The organism is Frateuria sp. GZRe12 (genome assembly GCF_051900535.1).
In the GTDB taxonomy this organism is placed as follows: Bacteria; Pseudomonadota; Gammaproteobacteria; order Xanthomonadales; family Rhodanobacteraceae; genus Frateuria_A.
Genome location: NZ_JBHZGI010000002.1, coordinates 217,255 through 237,459, shown reverse-complemented (window position 1 = coordinate 237,459; position 20,205 = coordinate 217,255). Strand labels below are relative to the sequence as shown.

The window sequence follows — 20,205 nt, the reverse complement described above, 5'->3', positions numbered from 1 at the left end:
GCGCAGTGGTGGGCGCGGCCAGGTTTTTGCGGTCACGTACCTAAAGGAGCGCTCAGCGACCTAGCGACGCCATGAATACCTCGCACAGGGCCGCCATGCCTTCGCGATCGTCTTCATCGAAACGGCCCACCCGCGGGCTGTCAACGTCCCACACGCCCAGCAGCGAGCCGTCGGGCTTGACCAGCGGCACCACGATCTCCGACTGCGAGGCCGCGTCGCAGGCGATGTGGCCCTCGAACGCGTTGACGTCGCGCACCAGCTGGGTTTCCCGCGTGCGCGCGGCCGCGCCGCACACACCGCGGCCGAGTGCGATGCGCACGCAGGCCGGCTTGCCCTGGAACGGGCCGACCACCAGCTCGGTGCCGTCGAACAGGTAAAAGCCGGCCCAGTTGAGGTCGGGCAGGCTGTTGAACACCAGTGCGCTGAAGTTGGCCGCGTTGGCGATCAGATCGCGCTCGTCGGCGAGCAGGCCGCGCGCCTGGCTGGCCAGGTCCGCGTAGTGTTCGCGCTTGCTGGCGTAGGTGGTTTCAGAGAGGTGGAACATCGGCGCGTTTCCGGCGGCAAAGTCCGTATTATGCGCCCGACATCCGGTGGGAGACCCAAGCGATGAGCCTGACCGAGCAACGCGAGGGCATCGAGGCAGGGCGGCTGGACATGTTCGTGGATGGCGCGTTCGCCTTCACGCTCACCCTGCTGGTGATCGGCGGCGACGTGGTGCCCGACAGCGCGGCCACGCTGCTGCACATGCTCGGCGGCATTCCGGCGTTTGCGGTGTGCTTCTGGATGATCGCCTTCTTCTGGCATGGCCACGTGCGCTGGCGCCGACGCTGCCCCCGCGCAGACGGCGCCGGGTTGTGGCTGTCGCTGCTGCTGGTGTTCTTCGCGCTGATCTTCGTCTACCCGCTGCACATGATGTTCGCCAGCCTGTTCAACATGTTCAGCGGCGGCCGGCTGCCGAGCAGCTTCAAGCTGGTGGGCGCGAGCGAGATTCGCACGCTGCTGGTGGTCTACGGCATCGCCTTTACCTGCATGGCCGGCACGCTGACGCTGCTGTTCGGTCACGCCGCGAGGCGTGCGCAACGCGAGGGTTTCTCGCCTCTGGAGGCGCAGCGCGAGCAACTGGTGTGGATCGTCCCGGCCGTGCTCGGGCTGGCTTCGGCGATGTCGGCCCTGCTGTTGCCGCTGTCCGCACCGCCGGCGTTGTGGTCTTTGCCGGGCTTCCTGTACGTGCTGATGTTCCTGATCGGGCCGCTCACCACGCGCTTCCGCCGTCGCCACGGGCTCGCCTGAAGACGCGAAGCGCTTGCCCGCGTCCGTCACGGCGGGGAACATGCGCGTTCGCACGGCTTGATCAGGGACTTGCAATGCAGAACGAACCGAAGACGGGCCTCGCGCTGTTCGTCGCCGGCACCGACACCGGCATCGGCAAGACCCACGCCGCCTGTACGCTGATCCACGCGTTGCGCGCGCGCGGGCTGGCCGCGTGCGGCATGAAGCCCGTCGCCAGCGGGTGCCTGGAAACGCCGGACGGGCGGCGCAACGAGGATGCGCTGGCGCTGCAGGCGGCCGGTAGCGAACCGCTCCCCTATGAATCGATCAATCCCATCGCGCTGCGCGAACCGCTTTCGCCGCACCTGGCCGCGCGGCTCGAACATGTGACGGTGGCGATGGCGCCTCTGCGCTCCGCGTTCGACCTGCTGCGCGCCACGCATGAAGCGGTGGTGGTCGAGGGCGTGGGCGGCTGGATGGTGCCGCTCGCCCCCGGCCTGCTTGCCTCGGCGATTCCGCGGGACTGGGACCTGCCGGTGGTGCTGGTGGTCGGGTTGCGGCTGGGTTGCCTAAATCACGCGATGCTAAGCGCACGGGCGATCCAGGCCGATGGCTGCCGCCTGGCCGGCTGGATCGGCAACCGCATCGACCCGGCGATGGCGGCGGTGGAGGACAACCTGGAAACCCTGCGCCAGCTGCTGCCTGCGCCCTGCCTGGGCGTGCTGCCGCATGGCCTCGATCCGGTCCAGGCCGCACGGCTGGACCTGACGCCGTTGCTCGACCACCGTCCCGTGGACTAGCCGGGATTTTCTGCAGGAGCGTACTTCGCGCTGCTACCGATGGCGCCGTCTTCGCGTGGCAACCGCTTCACGCCCCGCATGCTTCGATTCATCCCAGCCCAAACGCAGGAGCGCGCATGAGCAACCGCAATCACTACTACCTCTCCGTGGACGACATCCACCGCGCGCATGGCGCCGATCCGGCGTTGTCGTGGCAGGGCTCCAGTCCGGACGACCTGGCCGCTGCATTGCAGGAATCGCTGCGCGGCGCCGGCCTCTTCGAGCGCTGGCGCGCCATGCAGCCGGACCCGGACGAGGTCGACATGAGCCTTGCCGTGACCGATCCGTTGGCCACCGCCAGCGCCAAGGTCGCCGACCTGCACGTGGACATCGACCTGGTCACCGACCTGCCGATGCGCGTGGTGCGCGCACGGCTCGACTGGCTGATCGGTTCGAGCTGGCAGTTGCGCGACATGCGCGCTGCCTGACGGCCTGGCGAGAGGGCATCGCACTTCCGGCCCTTGGAAGTCCCGCCCCGGTGTGGGTAGAGTCGAACGCTTGACTCACCCGTTCCGCGTCGCGGACACCACCTTGGGGAATACCGATGCCTCGTCTTCGCCTGCTCGTGATCGCCACCTCGATCGCCATGGCCGCCTGCTCGCAATCGTCCAACGACAACCAGTCCACGCCCGCGCCCACCGCGAGCGCACCGGCGGCCAGCGCCAGCACGGCCCAGGCCAACCCGTTCTTCGCCGCCAGCACGCTGCCGTTCCAGGCGCCGCCGTTCGACAAGATCCACGAGGGCGACTACCAGCCGGCGATCGAGGAGGGCATGCGCCAGCACCTGGCCGAGATCGAGAAGATCGCCGACAACCCCGAGTCGCCGACCTTCGACAACACCTTCATCCCGATGGAGAAGTCAGGCGCGCTGCTCGACCGCGCGATGCTGGCCTTCGACACGGTCACCGGCGCCAATACCTCCGACGCGCTGCAGAAGGTGCAGGAAACCGAGGCGCCCAGGCTCGCCGCCCACCGCGACGCGATCTACCTCAACGACAAGCTGTTCCAGCGCGTGGAGGCGATCTACAACCAGCGCGACACGCTGAAGCTGGATCCGGAGTCGCTGCGCCTGGTCGAGGTCACCTACAAGGACTTCGTCCATAACGGAGCCAAGCTCTCGGCCGACGACAAGGCCAGGCTGAAGGACCTCAACAAGGAAGAGTCCACCCTCAGCACGCAGTTCACCAACAAGCTGCTGGCCGCGACCAAGGCCGGCGCGCTCACCGTCGATGATGCGGCCAAGCTCAAGGGCCTGCCCGAGGGCGACCTCGCCGCCGCCGCGCAGGCGGCCAAGGACCGCAAGCTCGACGGCAAGTGGACACTGCCGTTGCAGAACACCACCCAGCAGCCCGCGCTGAAGGACCTGGACGACCGCGCCACCCGCGAAGCGCTGTTCAAGGCGTCCTGGGACCGCGCCGAGCACGGCGGCGACAACGATACGCGCGCCACCATCGAGCGCATCGCGCAGATCCGCGCCGAGCAGGCCAAGCTGCTGGGCTACCCGACCTTCGCCGCCTGGAAGCTCGAAGACCAGATGGCCAAGACGCCCGAGCGCGCCATCGACTTCATGCAGAACCTCGTGCCGGCCGCGACCGCCCGCGCCGGCAAGGAAGCGGCCGACATCCAGCAGGTGATCGACCAGCAGCACGGCGGCTTCAAGCTGGCCGCGTGGGACTGGCAGCGCTACGCCGAGCAGGTGCGCAAGGCCAAGTACGACCTGGACGAGAACCAGATCAAGCCGTACTTCGAGCTGGACAACGTGCTGCAGAATGGCGTGTTCTACGCCGCCAACCAGCTCTACGGCCTGACCTTCAAGGAGCGCCACGACATCCCGGTGTGGCAGCCGGACGTGCGCGTGTTCGAGGTGTTCGACAAGGACGGCACCTCGATGGCGCTGTTCTATTGCGACTACTTCAAGCGCGACAACAAGGGTGGCGGCGCCTGGATGAGCAACCTGGTCGAGCAGTCGACCCTGCTCGGCACCAAGCCGGTGGTCTTCAACGTCGCCAACTTCACCAAGCCGGCGCCGGGCCAGCCCGCGCTGCTGTCGTTCGATGACGTGATCACCATGTTCCACGAGTTCGGTCACGCGCTGCACGGCATGTTCGCCGATACCAAATACCCGTCGCTGTCCGGCGCCAACACCGCGCGCGACTTCGTCGAGTTCCCCTCGCAGTTCAACGAGCACTGGGCGACCAATCCGAAGGTGTTCGCGCACTACGCGATCAACTACAAGACCCATGAGCCGATGCCGCAGGCGCTGGTGGACAAGATCAAGCAGGCGCGCCACTTCAACAGCGGCTACGACATGACCGAGCTGGTCGCCGCGGCGCTGCTGGACATGGGATGGCACACCTTGCCGGCCGACGCGCCGAAGAAGGACGCGGACAAGTTCGAGATGGATGTCCTGACCAAGGACAAGATCAACCTGTCCTACGTGCCGCCGCGCTACCGCTCCAGCTACTTCCAGCACATCTGGGGCAATGGCTACGCCGCCGGCTATTACGCCTACCTGTGGACGCAGATGCTGGCCGACGACGGCTTCGAGTGGTTCAAGGAGAACGGCGGCATGACCCGCGCCAACGGCGACCGCTTCCGCAAGATGGTTCTCTCGCGCGGCAACACCGAAGACCTGGCCGAGATGTACAAGGCCTGGCGCGGCAAGGAGCCCAGCGTGGAACCGATGCTGATCGATCGCGGGTTGAAGGATGCGCCCGAGGGCAACGAGAAGTAAGAAAAAGGGCCGGCGCAAGCCGGCCCTTTTTTTGCCCGTGCGTGTCACGCCCGCAGGCGAGCCTCCCGGTTGCGCACAGGTGCGCTCCTACTGGCCGTTTGCAGAACCGGGCGTCAGCTCCCTCCACGGAGTGGGGAAGGAGCGTTGCCTCAGTACGCGAACTCCCGGAACACCGGGTCGACGCTTCCGCCCCACGGGCCGTGGAACAGCTCCAGCTTGCGCTCGGCGGGCGTCTGGTTGGCCTCGACGATTTCGATCATCGGTTCCAGGAAGATGCTCTCGTCGGCGCCGTTGCGGTTCAGCCGCGCGCGGCGCTTCAGGCCATGCATGGCGATCTTCAGCGTCTGCGCCGCCAGGTCGCGCACGGTCCCGCCACGGAAGGGCAGCTTCAGCGCCTGCCTGGGCACGCCATCGCGTAGCGCGTGGCGTTCTTCCATGGTGAAGTCCTTGACCAGCTCCCATGCCGCGTCCAGCGCCTCGTCGTCATAGAGGAGGCCGACCCATAGCGCGGGCAGCGCGCACAGGCGGTTCCACGGGCCACCGTCGGCGCCGCGCATCTCCAGATACTGCTTCAGGCGCACCTCGGGGAAGGCGGTGGTGAGGTGGTCGGCCCAGTCCTTCATCGTCGCGCGCGTGCCCGGCACCGCGTCCAGGCGACCATCGAGAAAGCGGCGGAAGTCCTGCCCAGCCAGGTCGATGTAGCGCCCGTCCTGGTAGCTGAAGTACATCGGCACACCCAGGATGTAATCGACGTAGCGCTCGTAACCGAAGCCGTCTTCGAACACGAAATCGAGCATGCCGGTGCGATGCGGGTCGGTGTCGGTCCACACGTGCGAGCGGTAGGAGAGGAAGCCGTTGGGCTTGCCCTCGGTGAACGGCGAATCGGCGAACAGCGCGGTGGCGATCGGCTGCAGCGCCAGGCTCGCGCGGAATTTCTTGACCATGTCCGCTTCGCTGGAGAAATCCAGGTTGACCTGCACCGTGCAGGTGCGCGTCATCATGTCCAGGCCGAGGCTGCCGACCTTGGGCATGTACTCGCGCATGATCTTGTAGCGGCCCTTGGGCATCCAGGGCATCTCGTCGCGACGCCACTTGGGCTGAAAGCCCATGCCGAGAAAGCCCAGTCCCAGGCCGTCGGCGACCGACCGGACTTCCTCCAGGTGCGCGTTCACCTCGCAACAGGTCTGATGGATGTTCTCCACCGGCGCGCCGGAAAGCTCCAGCTGCCCGGCCGGTTCCAGCGTGATGTTGGCCTTGCCCCGCGTGAGGGCCACCGGCGTTTCGCCCTCGCGGGCGATGTCCCAGCCGTAGCGCGAGGCCAATCCCTCCAGCAACGCACGGATGCCGCGTTCGCCCTCGAACGTCGGTGGCCGCAGGTCGTCCATGCGGAATCCGAACTTCTCGTGCTCGGTGCCGATGCGCCAGGCCTCGCGGGGTTTCTCGCCGGCGGCAAGGTAGTCGATAAGTTGCTGGCGACTTTCGATCGGGGTGCTCTTTACGGCACTGGGGATGGACACGGGCAATGCCTTGCGTGGGAGGAGCGGGCCACTATGGGGATCGTGCCCGACCCCCAAAAGGGGCGGGCGTCGAAATAGTGTACGCCCAGGTTCTGGATAACCGTCGTGAAAGGCCGTGCCCGCTTGATCTCTTTGCCGACGCCAATGCCTGCGACCGATGACTGCAGCAAGAAAAAGCCGGCCCAAGGGCCGGCTTCTCCCTCGATGGCGCCAGTCTTCAGCGCTTCATCGAATTGAAGAACTCGTCGTTGGTCTTGGTGTTCTTCATCTTGTCGAGCATGAACTCCATCGCCGCCAGCTCGTCCATCGGGTGCAGGAGCTTGCGCAGGATCCAGATCTTGGCGAGCAGGTCCGGATCGATCAGCAGGTCCTCGCGGCGGGTGCCGGAGCGGTTGATGTCGATGGCCGGGTAGACGCGCTTCTCGGAGATGCGACGGGACAGGTGCACTTCCATGTTGCCGGTGCCCTTGAACTCCTCGTAGATCACCTCGTCCATCTTCGAGCCGGTGTCGATCAGCGCGGTGGCGATGATCGTCAGCGAACCGCCCTCCTCGACGTTGCGCGCGGCGCCGAAGAAGCGCTTGGGGCGCTGCAGCGCGTTGGCGTCGACGCCGCCGGTGAGCACCTTGCCGGAGCTCGGCACCACGGTGTTGTAGGCGCGGGCCAGGCGGGTGATCGAGTCGAGCAGGATGATCACGTCCTTCTTGTGCTCGACCAGGCGCTTGGCGCGCTCGATCACCATCTCGGCGACCTGCACGTGGCGCGCGGCCGGCTCGTCGAAGGTCGAGCTGATCACCTCGGCACGCACGGTGCGGGCGATCTCGGTGACTTCCTCCGGGCGCTCGTCGACCAGCAGGATGATCAGGTGCGATTCGGGATGGTTGTATTGGATCGCCTGGGCGATGTTCTGCAGCATCATCGTCTTGCCCGACTTCGGCTGGGAGACGATCAGGCCGCGCTGGCCCTTGCCGATCGGTGCGATGAGGTCGAGGATGCGGCCGGTGATGTCTTCGCTGGAGCCGTTGCCGCGCTCGAGGTGGAACGCCTTGCGCGGGAACAGCGGCGTCAGGTTCTCGAACAGCATCTTGTTCTTCGACGCCTCCGGCGGATCGCCGTTGATGTCGTCGACCTTGAGCATCGCGAAGTAGCGCTCGCCTTCCTTCGGATGGCGCACGCGCCCGGTGATGTAATCGCCGGTGCGCAGGTTGAAGCGGCGGATCTGGCTCGGACTGACGTAGATGTCGTCCGGACCGGCAAGGTAGCTCTCGTCCGCCGAACGCAGGAACCCGAAGCCATCCTGCAGGATTTCCAGCACGCCTTCTGCCCAGATGCCGCCGCCGGAGCGGGCGTGGGCCTTGAGGATGTTGAAGATGACGTCCTGCTTGCGCGCGCGGGCGACGCCTTCCTGGATGCCCAGCGATTCGGCGAATTCCAGCAGCTGGATCGCGTTCTTGCGCTTGAGCTCGGTGAGATTGATCAGCCGGTCGTTACTGCCGATGTCGGCGTTCTCGTCGTCCTCGGGCAAGCCGCGCGGATTGTTGCGGTTGGGCTGGCCCTGGTTGCCGCCCTGGCCACCGCCCTGCCCGCCACCCTGACCACCCTGCGGGCGCTGGCCGCGCTCATGGCGACGACGGCGACCGCGGCCGTCGCGCTCGTTACGGTCGTTGCGGCGCTCGTTGCTGCCGTTGCCGCCGGCCTGGCCGTTGCCGTTCTGGCCGCCTTCGCGCGCTTCCTGCGGCGCGCGCTGGGCGTTGTCGCCAGCATCCATCGGCAGGCTGGCCTGGGCGGGTGCGGGCGCCGGAGCGGGTGCCGGGGCAGGCGCAGGCGCCGGAGCGGGCGCCGGAGCCGCGGCCTGGGCCGGCGCCGGGCTGGGTGCCGGAGCGGCGGCCTTCTCGGCGGCGGACTTGCGCGGCGCACGGGTGCGCGGCGCGTCCGCGCTCTTGGGTTCGGCGCGCTTGGCGTCGGAGGGGTCTTGGGTTTCGATATCGGACACGGGCAAACCTCGTGGGGGCGCCGTTGGAAGAAACAGGAGGGAGGACGGGCGTCGCGCGGAGCGCGCGGGAGGGGCGAAGCGGACCGCCCCTTTCGGCCGTGAAAGCCAATCTAGCATCCGCCGCGCGGCGCCGTAAAGCGCGCGCGGCGGGAAAGGCGGATCAGAGCGCCTTGTCGATCATCTGCGACAGCTGGCCCTTGCTGACGGCGCCGATCTGGGTCGCTTCGACCTTGCCGTGCTTGAACACCATCAGGGTCGGGATGCCGCGCACGCCGTAGGTGCGGGGGGTCTTCTGGTTCTCATCGATGTTGAGCTTGACGACGCGCAGCTTGCCTTCGTACTGCCGCGCCAGCTCGTCGAGCATCGGCGCGATGGCCTTGCATGGACCACACCATTCGGCCCAGAAATCGAGCAGCACCGGGGTGTCGGACTCCAGAACGTCCTTCTGGAAGGCATCGTCGTTGACGTGGGTAATCAGGTCGCTCACCAGGATCTCCATGGTTGCGTGGAAAAAGGGGTTTCAGGACCGCGCGGCCGGCATCGGCTACACTGGGGCGCCCATGTTGCGCGGGTTCCAACGGGAAGACTGCGGGATTGCCATTGCGGCAGGCCTCCATTCCAGCGTAACTCGGGTCGCGATTCAAGCGATTCAAGGGCGGCGACGGAGGGTTCCGTTGTCATAGGCGAGAGGGCCGCGAAGCCAGCCCGTTCGCCTATGCCAGCGGAGCCGTCGGTCATAAGCCCTCCACTGGCGGAGATCAGCGACGTTGCACGCACGCACCGGCCCCAAAGAGGCGACCGGCAGGATGCACGCGAGGTCGCCCCGCCCCGCAACTTCAACCGTTCCGCGCCGCACGGCGGCGGAGCCGGGCCAGCCTCGCGCCGCCCGCATCCCACTCAGTGACCCATGTCCGAAACCGTACTGACCGACACCTTTTTCGCCAATTTCGACCTTCACCCGCTGTTGCAGCAGGGCCTCGCCGAGGCCGGTTTCACCCGCTGCACGCCGATCCAGGCGCTGACCCTGCCGCTTGCGCTGACCGGCCGCGACGTCGCCGGCCAGGCGCAGACCGGCACCGGCAAGACCTGCGCCTTCCTGGTCGCGCTGATGAATCGCCTGCTGACCCGTCCGGCCGTGGCCGAGCGCAAGGATTCCGATCCGCGCGCGCTGATCATCGCCCCGACCCGCGAACTGGCGATCCAGATTGACAAGGACGCGCGCAGCATCGGCCGCCACACGGGCCTCAAGACCGCGCTGATCTACGGCGGCGTCGACTACGACAAGCAGCGCCAGCAGCTCAAGGACGGCTGCGACATCATCATCGCCACGCCCGGCCGCCTGCTCGACTACTACAAGCAGCAGGTGTTCGGCTTCAACGGCGTCGAGGTGATGGTGATCGACGAGGCCGATCGCATGTTCGACCTCGGCTTCATCAAGGACGTGCGCTTCATCTTCCGCCGCCTGCCGGCCCGCGAGCAGCGCCAGGTGCTGCTGTACTCGGCTACGCTCAGCCACCGCGTGCTCGAACTGGCCTACGAGCACATGCACGAGGCCGAGAAGCTGGTGGTGGAGACCGACAACGTCACCGCCGACAAGGTGCGCCAGGTGGTCTACTTCCCGGCCAAGGAAGAGAAAATGCCGCTGCTGCTCAACCTGCTGGAGCGCGAGAAGCCCAGCCGCAGCATCGTTTTCGTCAACACCAAGGCCGCCGCCGAGCGCATCACCGATCGGGTCAAGCGCCAGGGCTACCGCGTCGGCGCGCTGTCCGGCGACGTGCCGCAGCTGAAGCGCCAGAAGCTGCTGCAGCGCTTCCAGGAAGGCCAGCTCGACATGCTGGTGTGCACCGACGTCGCCGCGCGCGGCCTGCACATTCCGGCGGTCAGCCATGTCTTCAACTACGACCTGCCGCAGGACGCCGAGGACTATGTGCACCGCATCGGCCGCACCGCGCGCCTGGGTGCGGAGGGTGATGCGGTCAGCTTCGCCTGCGACCTGTACGCGATGAGCCTGCCGGATATCGAGACCTACATCGGGCAGAAGATACCGGTGGCGACGGTCGAGGCGGACATGCTGGTGATGCCCAAGCCGCGCGAGATCGACCCGCAATTCGCCGCCGAGGCGGCCGCCGACAGCGCGCAATTCGGCGACAAGGTCGAGCCGCGCGGCGACGAGCGCAAGTCGTCCGGTGGTCGCTCGCGCCAGGGCGGTCGCGGTGGCGAGCGTGGTTCGCGCGACGGCCGTCCGCCGCGTGCCCCGCGTCCGCCGCGCGCCGAAGGCGAGGTCGCCGTCGCGACCGAGCCGCAACCGGGCGTGGTGGCTGCCGGTCCCGCGGCACCGGACGCCGCGCCGGCCGTGGATGGGGACGGCGCGCGCAAGCGTCGGCGTCGCCGCGGTGGGCGAGGCCGCCGCCGCGAGGGCGGCGAGAATGCTGCGGCCCAGACACAGGCTGCGCCGGAGAACCGCGCGTCGCATGGCGAGCGCAAGCCGCCGCGCGAGCGTGGCGCAGGTCCGTCACGGCCGTCGCGACAGGTGACGGTGCAGTCGGGCGTGGGTGATGCGCCCTCCAAGAAGCCGAGCTTCTTCCGCCGTCTGACGCGCCTCTTCACCGGGCGCTGAGCGCACCGAACCCGCCGGGTGCGGCAGGAGCCCATTGCAGGTGATGCCGCTGGAGGCATCGCCACGCAGGTGGGCTCCTGCATCGGGAGCCCGCCTTTCCGACCCGTGCATCCCGTATCCTTTGCCCCTGGTGCGGGACAAGGAACCACACGCGGTGATCCGCTTCGACCAGGTGAGCAAGCGCTACGAGGGCGGCCATGAGGCGCTTTCGCAACTGTCCTTCGAGGTGGCGGCGGGCGAGATGGCCTTCGTCACCGGTCATTCGGGCGCCGGCAAGAGCACGCTGCTCAAGCTGATCGCGTTGATCGAGCGGCCCTCTCACGGGCAGATCGTGGTCGACGGCCAGGCCCTGGCCAAGGTCGGCCGCGGCGGCATCCCGAAGTTGCGGCGCCGGCTGGGCATGGTGTTCCAGGACCACCGCCTGCTGATGGACCGCACGGTATTCGCCAACGTGGAGCTGCCGCTGCTGATCGGCGGCATCGCGCCCGCCGAACGCAGCCGTCGCGTGCGCGCCGCACTGGAAAAGGTCGGCCTGCTTTCCTACGAGCGGCAGCTGCCCGACTCGCTCTCCACCGGCGAACAGCAGCGCGTCGGCATCGCGCGCGCCATCGTGGCGCGCCCGGCGGTGCTGATCGCCGACGAACCGACTGGCAACCTCGACCCCCAGTTGGCGGTGGAGATCATGGGCCTGTTCGCCGAATTCCAGGACATCGGCACCACTGTGCTGATCGCGAGCCACGATCTTCCCTTGATCAAGCGCATGCACAAGCGCGTGGTGGTGCTCGACCACGGCCGGCTGGTGGCCGACATCCCGGGCGAGGAGGTGCTGTGAACGCGCCTGCCGCTACCGAAAAGGCCGCGCCGCGCAGCGAGCGCAGCCAGTCCCGCCGTTTCGCCGGCTGGCGCGAGCACCACGGCTGGAGCGCGGTGGCGAGCCTGCGCCGGCTCGGTGGCCGCCCGCTTGGCACGCTGATGACCGTGGCCGTGCTGGGCCTGGCACTGGCACTCCCGCTCGCGTTCTACCTGTTGCTGGCCAACGTGCAGTCGATGGGCGGCGCGCTGGGCCAGAACCCGGCGATCAGCGTATTCCTGAAGACAGACCAGGCCGGTGCGCAGGCCAATCTGCTGGCCGGCGAACTGCGCGGCCGCGCCGACGTGACGGCAGTGACCGTCAAGTCCCCGCAGCAGGGCCTGGACGAACTTGCCACGCTGCAGGGTTTTTCCGGCGCCGTGCACGCGCTCGACGAGGCCAATCCGCTGCCGTGGGTTCTGGTGGTGCAACCCAGAGCCGGGCTCGACGCGGCCGCGGTGGGGTCGCTGGTCGAAGCGCTGCGCGATGAGCGCGCGGTCGACCTGGTGCAGGATAGCGGCCAGTGGCGGCAGCGACTCGATGCGCTGCTGGGCGTTGGCCATCGCGTGGTGCTGGTGCTGGCCGCCTTGCTCGCGCTGGCCGCGCTGCTGGTGGTCGGCAACACCGTCCGCACCGACATCGCCAGCCGGCGCGAGGAGATCGGCGTACAGATGCTGCTGGGCGCCAGCCGCGCCTTCGTGCGCCGGCCGTATCTGTATGCGGGCATCTGGTACGGCCTGTTCGGCGGCGTGCTGGCCTCGCTGCTGGCGCTGGCGATCGAACTGTCGCTCGCCGGCCCGGCGGCGGAACTGGACCGCGCCTATGGCGGCAGCCTCAACCTTGGCGCGCTGCCGTGGTGGCTGCTGCTGGCCGTGCCGCTGGCCTCGGCCGTGCTGGGCTGGATCGGCGCGCGGCTGGTCAGCGCGCGGCAGTTGCGCAAGGCCGCCTAGGCTCCCTTAGTGACCGCCTTCGCAACCCGTGCAAGGCGTGATGGTGCAAGATAGTCCCGGGTGCGCGCGGGGCGTACACGGGGTTCGGATGTGGATGGGTGGGGCATGAATGCAGACGTTGGCAGCCGCAGCGCCGGCACCGCTCCGCGGGTGCTGGTGGTGGATGGCTCCAAGGTGGTGCGCCAGCTGATCACGCGCGTGCTCAAGACCGAATTGCCGGAAGCCGAACTGGTCGATTGCGGTAGCGGCGCCGAGGCGCGCGAACTGATCGAGCGGGGTTCGTTCGACTTCATCACCATCGCGTTGCGCCTGCCCGACATGGACGGGCTGGAACTGGCGCGCCACGTGCGCGAATCGGCCCAGGCCTATGTGCCGATCGTGGTGGTTTCCGGCGATGTCGACGCACGCCTGCACAAGCGCGAACTGGGCGACGTCACCGACTATTTCGACAAGTCGCTGGGCTTCCAGGCGTTGGCCGACTTCATCCGCGGCTACGTGCGGCCGGAAGCGACCGCCGAGGGCACCGTGCTGTACGTGGAGGACAGCCGCGTAGTGGCGCTGGCCACCCGCCGCATGCTCGAGAAGATCGGCCTGACCGTGCGCCACGTGGTCAGCGTGGAGGACGCCCTGGCCATGCTGGAGACCGATCGCGCGCAAGGCCGGATCGGCGCCGACGTGGTGCTCACCGACGTCAGCCTGAAGGGCGAGCTCACCGGCGGCGACCTGCTCGAACGCATCCGCAGCCAGTTCGGCTATGGCAAGGGTGCGCTGCCGGTGCTGGTCATGACCGGCGACGAAAACCCCGCCAACCAGGCCGCGCTGCTCAAGGCTGGGGCCAACGACCTGGTCGAGAAGCCGGTCGAGGAAAAGCTGCTGGTCACGAAGCTGTTGTTCCAGTTGCGGGTGGCCCGGCACCTGCGCCAGCGAACCGAAGGCGCGTGAGCGATACCGCCGAAGCCGAACGCGTCCGCCTGGAGCCTTCCTGGAAGGCGCGCCTGGGCGATTACCTGGAACGCCCGGACATGCGCGCGCTGGCGGATTTCCTTCGCACTGAGAAGCGAGCCGGCAAGGTGCTCTATCCACCGGGGCCGGAGATCTTCAATGCCTTCGCCCACACGCCCTTCGACAAGGTGCGCGTGGTGATCCTGGGCCAGGATCCCTATCACGGCCCCGGCCAGGCGCATGGGCTGTGCTTCTCGGTGCGGCCCGGCGTGCCGGTGCCGCCTTCGCTCAACAACATCTTCGCCGAGATAGAGCGCGACCTCGGCATCCCGCGCCCGGACCACGGCTGCCTAACCCCTTGGGCCGACCAGGGCGTGCTGCTGCTCAACAGCGTGATGACGGTCGAGCAGGGCCGCGCCGGCGCGCACCAGAACAAGGGCTGGGAAGGTTTCACCGACGCCGCCATTGCGGCGCTCGACCGCGAGCGCGAGGGGTTGGTGTTCCTGCTCTGGGGCGCCTATGCCCAGCGCAAGGGACGCCTGGTCGACCCGAATCGCCACCTGGTGCTGAGTTCGGTGCATCCCTCGCCGCTGTCGGCCCATCGTGGCTTCATCGGGAATGGCCACTTCTCCGCCACCAACCGCTATCTGGAAAGCCGCGGACAGCCGCCCATCGACTGGTCGCTGCCACCACGCGACGCGCTTTCCCTACGCGCCTGAGCGCGCCAGCGGGTCAGTTCACGACCGATAGATCGCCCAGGGTAAACAATGGCTGCACGACCGCACAGCAAGGGCTGGCCGCGCCGCCCATATTGCTGTACGATTCGGTACATTAAATCTCGCAGCGAACTTTTCGCCCCTTTAGCACTCTCTATACTAGAGTGCTAAGCTGCGATTTACTTGCCGGAGGTTCCACATGTCCCAAGCCTTGGTGACCGCCAACCTGCCGATCCCCAGCGTTGTTGGCAGTCTGGACGCCTATATTTCCGCCGTGCACCGTATCCCGGTGCTCAGCCACGACGAGGAGCAGGCGCTGGCGCGCCGCTTCAACGAAGAAGACGACCTGGGTTCGGCCAAGAAGCTGGTGATGTCGCACCTGCGTTTCGTGGTCCACGTAGCCCGTGGCTACTCCGGTTACGGCCTGCAGCTGGGCGACCTGATCCAGGAAGGCAACATCGGCCTGATGAAGGCGGTCAAGCGCTTCGACCCGGACCAGGGCGTGCGCCTGGTCAGCTTCGCGGTGCACTGGATCCGTGCCGAGATGCACGAGTTCATCCTGCGCAACTGGCGCATCGTCAAGGTTGCCACCACCAAGGCCCAGCGCAAGCTCTTCTTCAACCTGCGCAAGAGCAAGAAGCGCCTGGGCTGGATGAACGCCGAGGAAGTGCGCGTGGTGGCCAAGGATCTCGGCGTGCCGGAAGCGACCGTGCGCGAGATGGAATCGCGCCTGTCCGGTCGCGACATCGGCTTCGAGGCACCTGCCGACGCGGACGACGATGCCAAGCCGGCACCGGCGGCCTTCCTGGTCGACGATGGCGCCGACCCGTACGACAACGTGTCCGACGCCGATCAGGCCGACAACCAGCTGGAGACGCTTTCCAGCGCGCTGTCCAAGCTGGATGAGCGCTCGCGCGACATCATCCAGCGTCGCTGGCTCAACGAGAACAAGGCCACGCTTCAGGACCTGGCCGATGAGTACGGCGTATCGGCCGAGCGCATCCGCCAGGTCGAGGCGAACGCGATGAAGAAGATGCGCGCGCTGTTCTGATTTGCGCCATCACCGCAGATGACAAAAGCGGCCCTCGCGGCCGCTTTTGCCTTTTGCGCTTCTGCTTCTTCTCTCTCATCCGGAGAGGGGATTCGGGGTGAGCCGGACCGCTCCGCCCCTCCCCGGAAGAAGCAAGGAGCGTCAGAGCCGCTCGGCCAGCAGCTTCTCCAACTGGCGCTGGTCCGCAGCGAACTTGCGGATGCCTTCGGCCAGCTTGTCGCTGGCCATCGCATCCTCGTTCATGCCCCAGCGGAAGCGCGCCTCGTCGATGGCCGGGGGACGTTCCGTACGGGTGCCATCGTCGGCCATGCGGCGCGGCAGTGGCTCGTCCGACGCATCCAGTTGCTCCATCAGGTCGGGACTGATCGTCAGGCGGTCGCAGCCGGCCAGGGCCTGGATCTGGCCGACGTTGCGGAAGCTCGCGCCCATCACCACGGTCTCGTAGCCGTGGGTCTTGTAGTAGTGGTAAATGCGTCGCACCGACTGCACGCCCGGGTCCTCGTCAGGCGCGTACTGCTTGACCCCGGTATTGGCCACGTACCAGTCCATGATGCGGCCCACGAACGGCGAGATCAGGAACACGCCCACCTCGGCGCTGGCCACCGCCTGTTCGAACGCGAACAGCAGGGTCATGTTGCACTGGATGCCGCGACGCTCCAGTTCGCGCGCCGCGCGTACGCCTTCCCAGGTCGAGGCCAGCTTGATCAGGACGCGGTCGCGCTTGATGCCGGCGTCCTCGTACAGCCCGATCAGCCGCTCGGCCTTGGCGATGCTGGCGTCGGTGTCGAACGACAGTCGCGCATCCACCTCGGTGGACACGCGCCCGGGGACCAGCTCCAGGATCTTTCGCCCGACCGCCACCGCCAGGTGGTCGCCGGCATCCACCAGCTGCTGCTCGCGCGAATGGCTCTTGGCGCGCGCCCAGGCCAGCGACTCCTCCAGCAGGGGGGCGAAACTGCTCTGCGTGACCACCTTGAGCAGCAGCGACGGGTTGGTGGTCGCGTCGACCGGCCGCCAGCGGGCGATCGCATCGATATCGCCGGTGTCTGCGACGACGGTGGTGTATTGGCGCAGTTGTTCGAGTTGGGAAGGCACGATGGGGTCCGTGTGTCAGGGGATGTCGGAGGGGCGCTCGTCCGCGGTGGGCACGTCATCCGCGTCGGCACCGGTGACGATGCGGGCGTGGCGCTCGTAGGTCCAGTAGGCCCAGGCCCAGTCCAGCAGCACCACCATCCGGTTGCGGAAGCCGATCAGGAAGTAGATGTGGGCGACGAGCCAGACCCACCACGCCGGCGGGCCGGAGAGCCGCAGCCGTCCGAATTGTGCCACCGCGGCCATGCGCCCGATGGTGGCGAGCGCACCCTGGTCCCGGTAGTGGAACGGAGCGGGCGTCGACTCGGCGTCGACGCGCGCGCGGATGCACCGCGCAACGTGGTGACCCATCTGCTTGGCTGCCGGTGCCACGCCTGGCACCGGCGAACCGTCCGCACGCTCGACGCAGGCCAGGTCGCCGATCACGAATACCTCCGGATGCGAGGGCAGGCTGAGATCTGCTGCTACGCGCACGCGGCCGGCGCGATCGACCGGCGCGCCAAGCCGGCGGCCGAGCGGCGAGGCGGCCACGCCGGCTGCCCACAGCACGGTATGGGCGGCCAGCGGCGTGTCCTGCAGGCACACGCCGGCGTCGTCGATGGCGGTCACCGTGGTGCCGGTACGCACCTCCACGCCCAGGCGCTCGAGCTGCTGCTGCGCCTTGGCAGACAGCGCCGGATCGAACGCCGCCAGCAACCGTGGACCGGCCTCGACCAGCACCACGCGCGCGCTGTGCGGCGTGCTGCGTCGGAACTCGCGCGGCAGCGTGTGGCGGGCGATCTCGGCCAGCGTGCCGGCCAGCTCCACGCCGGTCGGGCCGCCGCCCACCACCACGAAGTTCAGCCAGGCCCGGCGTTCGGCCAGGTCGTTCTCGCGCTCGGCCCGCTCGAAGGCGAGCAGCACGCGGCGACGGATCGCGAAGGCATCGTCCAGCGTCTTCAGGCCGGGTGCCCAGCGCGCCCATTCGTCGTGGCCGAAGTAGGCGTGGGTGGCGCCGGTGGCGACGATCAGGAAGTCGTAGTCCAGCGACTCGTGGACGAAGCGCACGCGGCGCGCCTGGAGATCCACGTCCAGCGCTTCGTCCAGCAGCACGGTCACGTTGTCCTGCTTGCGCAGGATCTGCCGCAGGGGCGCGGCGATCGAGGGCGCCGACAGCCCGGCGGTGGCGACCTGGTAGAGCAGCGGCTGGAACAGATGATGGTTGCGTCGATCGACCAGGGTGACGCGTACCGGGGCACCGGCGAGGTCGCGGGCGGCGGCCAGCCCGCCGAAGCCGCCGCCGAGGATCACGACGTGGGGAAGCGCCGGGCCGTCGTCCATGGGCCTGCCTCATGCAAGGATGCGTGCGCCCATTGTCCCACCGCGGCATGCGGAAGCCGAATCCCCTGCCATGCGCGTCCCACCGCGCGGCCGCGCGCAGGTGCGCTCCTGCATCGATCAGGGAACCGTCAGTAAAGGTCGATCGGGTCGACGTCGATCGACCAACGCACCTTGCGCGCCGACGGCAGCGCGGCCAGCGCGTGCTGCCAGGGCCGCAGCGCGGCATGCAGCGGGCCGCGGGCGTCGGCCTCGACCAGCAGCTGCCCGCGATGGCGCCCGGCGCGCAGCGGCATCGGCGCGGGCATGGGTCCTGCGATGCGCAGCGACGGATCGGCCGGCAGCGCCGCGTGCGCCTCGGCGAGAAAGGCATCGACCGCTGCGCGCTGGTGCGCTTCCACGCGCAGCAGCGCCTGGTGGCTGTAGGGCGGCAGCAGCGCATCGCGCCGCTCGGCCAGCAGTTCGCGCGCGGCCGCGGCGTAGCCGTGCGCGAGCAGGCCGCGCAGCAGCGGGTGTTCGGGATGGTGGGTCTGCAGCAGCACGCGGCCAGGCTTGCGCGCGCGCCCGGCGCGGCCGGCCACCTGCACCACCAGTTGGGCGAGTCGCTCGCCCGCGCGGAAATCGATGCTGTGCAGACCCTCGTCCACGCCGACGATGGCGACCAGCGTGAGGTTGGGCAGATCGTGCCCCTTGGCCAGCATCTGCGTGCCGACCAGGATCGCGGGCGCGTCGTCCTGCAGCCCGTCCAGCAACTGCTCGAACGCATCCCGACGGCGCGTGGTCTCGCGGTCGATGCGCAGCACCGGCACGTCGGGAAAGCGTGCGGTGAGCGCTTCCTCCAGCCGCTCGGTGCCCTGGCCTTGGGGCTTGAGTTTGGCACCGCCGCAGGCAGGGCAAGCCGGCGGCACGCCCGCATGGCGGTCGCAGTGGTGGCAGACCAGGGTGCGGCGTTGCGCGTGCAGGGTCATCGGGCGCTCGCAGCGCGGGCATTCGGCATGCCAACCGCAGGCGTGGCACAGCAGCACCGGCGCATAACCGCGACGGTTGCGGAACACCAGCGCCTGTTCGCCGCGGCCGACTGCCTCGGCCACCGCGGCCAGCAGCGCGGGCGACAGGCCGTGGTCCAGCCGCTGCGCGCGCATGTCCACGATCTGCACCTGCGGCGGGCGCACCGCGCCCGGCCGCGCGCGCAGGTGCAGGGAGCGGTAGCGGCCGGCCTCGACGTTGGCGAGCGTCTCCAGCGACGGCGTGGCCGAGCCCAGCAGCACCGGGACGCCCAGCGCGCGGCCGCGCACCAGCGCCAGGTCGCGGGCGTGGTAGCGGAAGCCTTCCTGCTGTTTGTAGGCGCCGTCGTGTTCCTCATCGACCACGATCAGGCCGGCCTGCGGCAGTGGCGTGAACACCGCCGAGCGGGTGCCCAGCACCACGCGCGCCTCGCCGTTGCGTGCGCGCAGCCAGGCGCGCGCGCGCTCGCCCTCGGCCAAGTTGGAATGGATCACCTCCACCGGCACGCCCAGCCGCTCGCGCAGGCGGCGCACGGTCTGTGGGGCCAGCCCGATTTCCGGCACCAGCAGCAGCGCCTGCCTGCCTGCCGCCAACGCCTGGGCGATCAGCGCCAGGTAGACCTCGGTCTTGCCGCTGCCGGTGACGCCGTCGAGCAGGAATGGCTGGAAGTGGCCGGCGGCGCCGGCGACCGCCGCCACGGCAGCCTCCTGTTCGGCGCTCAGCGGCGGGGCGGGGGAGGGCGCCGGCTCCGCGGCCTCGGGTGCACGCTGTTCGACCAGTGCCGCCTCCAGCAGGCGCCGCGCGGCGGGGCGCCAGCCCGGCAGGGCGAGATCCAGCTCGGCGGCGCCCAGCGGCGCCACGGCGAGCAGGTCGAGCAGCGCCCGGCTGGAGCCGCGCCGGCTGCCCGCATCGCGCGCGCTCTGCCCGGCCATGGTGAGCGCGTAGCAGGGGTCGGTGGTTTCCGGCAGCGGGCGTGGCTCGCGCAGCGCCAGTGGCAGCGCGTTGGCGTAGGCCTCGCCCGGCGCCGCCAACCAGTAATCGGCCGCCCAGGCGAGGGTATGCATCAGCTCGGCATCGAGCAGAGGGCCCTCGTCCAGTACCGCCAGCACGGACTTGAGCCGCACCCCGGCCACGGCCGCCTCGACGTCGCCGGCCACGACAACGCCGACCATCTTCTTGCGTCCGAACGGCACCAGCACGCGGCTGCCGACCGCCACGCCGCCCGCGGGCGGCAGGTAGTCGAACAGGCGGGCGAGCGGAACCGGCAGGGCGACGCGGACGACGGCGGGCATGGACACCTCGTGGGCAGCCCA

General features: G+C 68.7%; 17 protein-coding genes. 10 read left to right on the top strand and 7 right to left on the bottom strand.

The features are described 5' to 3' along the window. Positions 1-52: 52 nt before the first annotated feature. Positions 53-544 (bottom strand): GAF domain-containing protein, encoded by a 492-nt coding sequence (locus tag ACFWZ4_RS06805; protein ID WP_439703974.1) that lies wholly within the window; start codon positions 542-544, stop codon positions 53-55. A gap of 62 nt (positions 545-606) precedes the next feature. Between ACFWZ4_RS06805 and ACFWZ4_RS06800 the strand changes: the two genes are divergently transcribed. The 4 genes from ACFWZ4_RS06800 (at position 607) to dcp (ending at position 4,842) form a co-directional block, all read left to right on the top strand. Further along, a complete protein-coding gene (locus ACFWZ4_RS06800) occupies positions 607-1,290 on the top strand; it encodes a TMEM175 family protein (RefSeq protein WP_439703973.1) in 684 nt (227 codons plus the stop codon). Between the two features lie 74 nt (positions 1,291-1,364). Continuing rightward, complete coding sequence (bioD, locus tag ACFWZ4_RS06795) at positions 1,365-2,069, top strand: dethiobiotin synthase (RefSeq protein ID WP_439703972.1); 705 nt, start codon at positions 1,365-1,367, stop codon at positions 2,067-2,069. A 116-nt stretch (positions 2,070-2,185) separates the two neighbouring features. Further along, positions 2,186-2,536 (top strand): hypothetical protein, encoded by a 351-nt coding sequence (locus ACFWZ4_RS06790; RefSeq protein ID WP_439703971.1) that lies wholly within the window; start codon positions 2,186-2,188, stop codon positions 2,534-2,536. 116 nt (positions 2,537-2,652) lie between these two features. Then, entirely contained in the window at positions 2,653-4,842 is a 2,190-nt protein-coding gene (dcp, locus tag ACFWZ4_RS06785; protein ID WP_439703970.1) for a peptidyl-dipeptidase Dcp, read from the top strand. A gap of 149 nt (positions 4,843-4,991) precedes the next feature. Here dcp and ACFWZ4_RS06780 read toward each other — a convergent pair whose 3' ends face one another. The 3 genes from ACFWZ4_RS06780 to trxA form a co-directional block, all read right to left on the bottom strand. After that, the gene (locus ACFWZ4_RS06780) at positions 4,992-6,359 is read right to left on the bottom strand and encodes a glutamate--cysteine ligase (RefSeq protein ID WP_439703969.1); all 1,368 of its coding nucleotides are present in this window, start codon (positions 6,357-6,359) and stop codon (positions 4,992-4,994) included. 217 nt (positions 6,360-6,576) lie between these two features. Further along, positions 6,577-8,352, bottom strand: a complete 1,776-nt coding sequence (rho, locus tag ACFWZ4_RS06775) for a transcription termination factor Rho (protein WP_439703968.1) — start codon at positions 8,350-8,352, stop codon at positions 6,577-6,579. A 160-nt stretch (positions 8,353-8,512) separates the two neighbouring features. Next, complete coding sequence (trxA, locus tag ACFWZ4_RS06770) at positions 8,513-8,839, bottom strand: thioredoxin TrxA (RefSeq protein WP_231323066.1); 327 nt, start codon at positions 8,837-8,839, stop codon at positions 8,513-8,515. A 420-nt stretch (positions 8,840-9,259) separates the two neighbouring features. Between trxA and ACFWZ4_RS06765 the strand changes: the two genes are divergently transcribed. From ACFWZ4_RS06765 to rpoH, 6 genes are all read left to right on the top strand, one after another. Beyond that, entirely contained in the window at positions 9,260-10,969 is a 1,710-nt protein-coding gene (locus tag ACFWZ4_RS06765) for a DEAD/DEAH box helicase (protein WP_439703967.1), read from the top strand. A 154-nt stretch (positions 10,970-11,123) separates the two neighbouring features. Then, a complete protein-coding gene (gene ftsE / locus ACFWZ4_RS06760; protein ID WP_439703966.1) occupies positions 11,124-11,801 on the top strand; it encodes a cell division ATP-binding protein FtsE in 678 nt (225 codons plus the stop codon). After that, entirely contained in the window at positions 11,798-12,769 is a 972-nt protein-coding gene (gene ftsX, locus ACFWZ4_RS06755; protein WP_439703965.1) for a permease-like cell division protein FtsX, read from the top strand. Before ftsE ends, ftsX begins: the two co-directional genes overlap by 4 nt. Before the next feature lie 105 nt (positions 12,770-12,874). Then, on the top strand, positions 12,875-13,711 hold the full coding sequence (locus ACFWZ4_RS06750; RefSeq protein WP_439703964.1) for a response regulator: 837 nt from the start codon (positions 12,875-12,877) through the stop codon (positions 13,709-13,711). Then, complete coding sequence (gene ung, locus ACFWZ4_RS06745; RefSeq protein ID WP_439703963.1) at positions 13,708-14,430, top strand: uracil-DNA glycosylase; 723 nt, start codon at positions 13,708-13,710, stop codon at positions 14,428-14,430. The genes ACFWZ4_RS06750 and ung overlap by 4 nt, the downstream gene beginning before the upstream one ends. Positions 14,431-14,626: 196 nt before the next feature. Next, positions 14,627-15,478 (top strand): RNA polymerase sigma factor RpoH, encoded by an 852-nt coding sequence (gene rpoH / locus ACFWZ4_RS06740; protein WP_439703962.1) that lies wholly within the window; start codon positions 14,627-14,629, stop codon positions 15,476-15,478. A gap of 141 nt (positions 15,479-15,619) precedes the next feature. Here rpoH and tal read toward each other — a convergent pair whose 3' ends face one another. From tal to ACFWZ4_RS06725, 3 genes are all read right to left on the bottom strand, one after another. Then, a complete protein-coding gene (gene tal / locus ACFWZ4_RS06735; RefSeq protein WP_439703961.1) occupies positions 15,620-16,573 on the bottom strand; it encodes a transaldolase in 954 nt (317 codons plus the stop codon). A gap of 15 nt (positions 16,574-16,588) precedes the next feature. Next, complete coding sequence (locus ACFWZ4_RS06730) at positions 16,589-17,890, bottom strand: NAD(P)/FAD-dependent oxidoreductase (RefSeq protein WP_439703960.1); 1,302 nt, start codon at positions 17,888-17,890, stop codon at positions 16,589-16,591. 128 nt (positions 17,891-18,018) lie between these two features. Further along, positions 18,019-20,184 (bottom strand): primosomal protein N', encoded by a 2,166-nt coding sequence (locus ACFWZ4_RS06725; RefSeq protein ID WP_439703959.1) that lies wholly within the window; start codon positions 20,182-20,184, stop codon positions 18,019-18,021. Between the last annotated feature and the right edge of the window lie 21 nt (positions 20,185-20,205).

Excerpts from the sequence above, each read along its gene's own strand:
- ACFWZ4_RS06730 (WP_439703960.1), bottom strand. The coding sequence starts at position 17,890 with ATGGACGACGGCCCGGCGCTTCCCCACGTCGTGATCCTCGGCGGCGGC.
- ACFWZ4_RS06725 (WP_439703959.1), bottom strand. The coding sequence starts at position 20,184 with ATGCCCGCCGTCGTCCGCGTCGCCCTGCCGGTTCCGCTCGCCCGCCTG.
- ACFWZ4_RS06750 (WP_439703964.1), top strand. The coding sequence starts at position 12,875 with ATGAATGCAGACGTTGGCAGCCGCAGCGCCGGCACCGCTCCGCGGGTG.
- ACFWZ4_RS06800 (WP_439703973.1), top strand. The coding sequence starts at position 607 with ATGAGCCTGACCGAGCAACGCGAGGGCATCGAGGCAGGGCGGCTGGAC.
- ACFWZ4_RS06805 (WP_439703974.1), bottom strand. The coding sequence starts at position 544 with ATGTTCCACCTCTCTGAAACCACCTACGCCAGCAAGCGCGAACACTAC.
- ACFWZ4_RS06790 (WP_439703971.1), top strand. The coding sequence starts at position 2,186 with ATGAGCAACCGCAATCACTACTACCTCTCCGTGGACGACATCCACCGC.
- dcp (WP_439703970.1), top strand. The coding sequence starts at position 2,653 with ATGCCTCGTCTTCGCCTGCTCGTGATCGCCACCTCGATCGCCATGGCC.
- bioD (WP_439703972.1), top strand. The coding sequence starts at position 1,365 with ATGCAGAACGAACCGAAGACGGGCCTCGCGCTGTTCGTCGCCGGCACC.
- rpoH (WP_439703962.1), top strand. The coding sequence starts at position 14,627 with ATGTCCCAAGCCTTGGTGACCGCCAACCTGCCGATCCCCAGCGTTGTT.
- ACFWZ4_RS06765 (WP_439703967.1), top strand. The coding sequence starts at position 9,260 with ATGTCCGAAACCGTACTGACCGACACCTTTTTCGCCAATTTCGACCTT.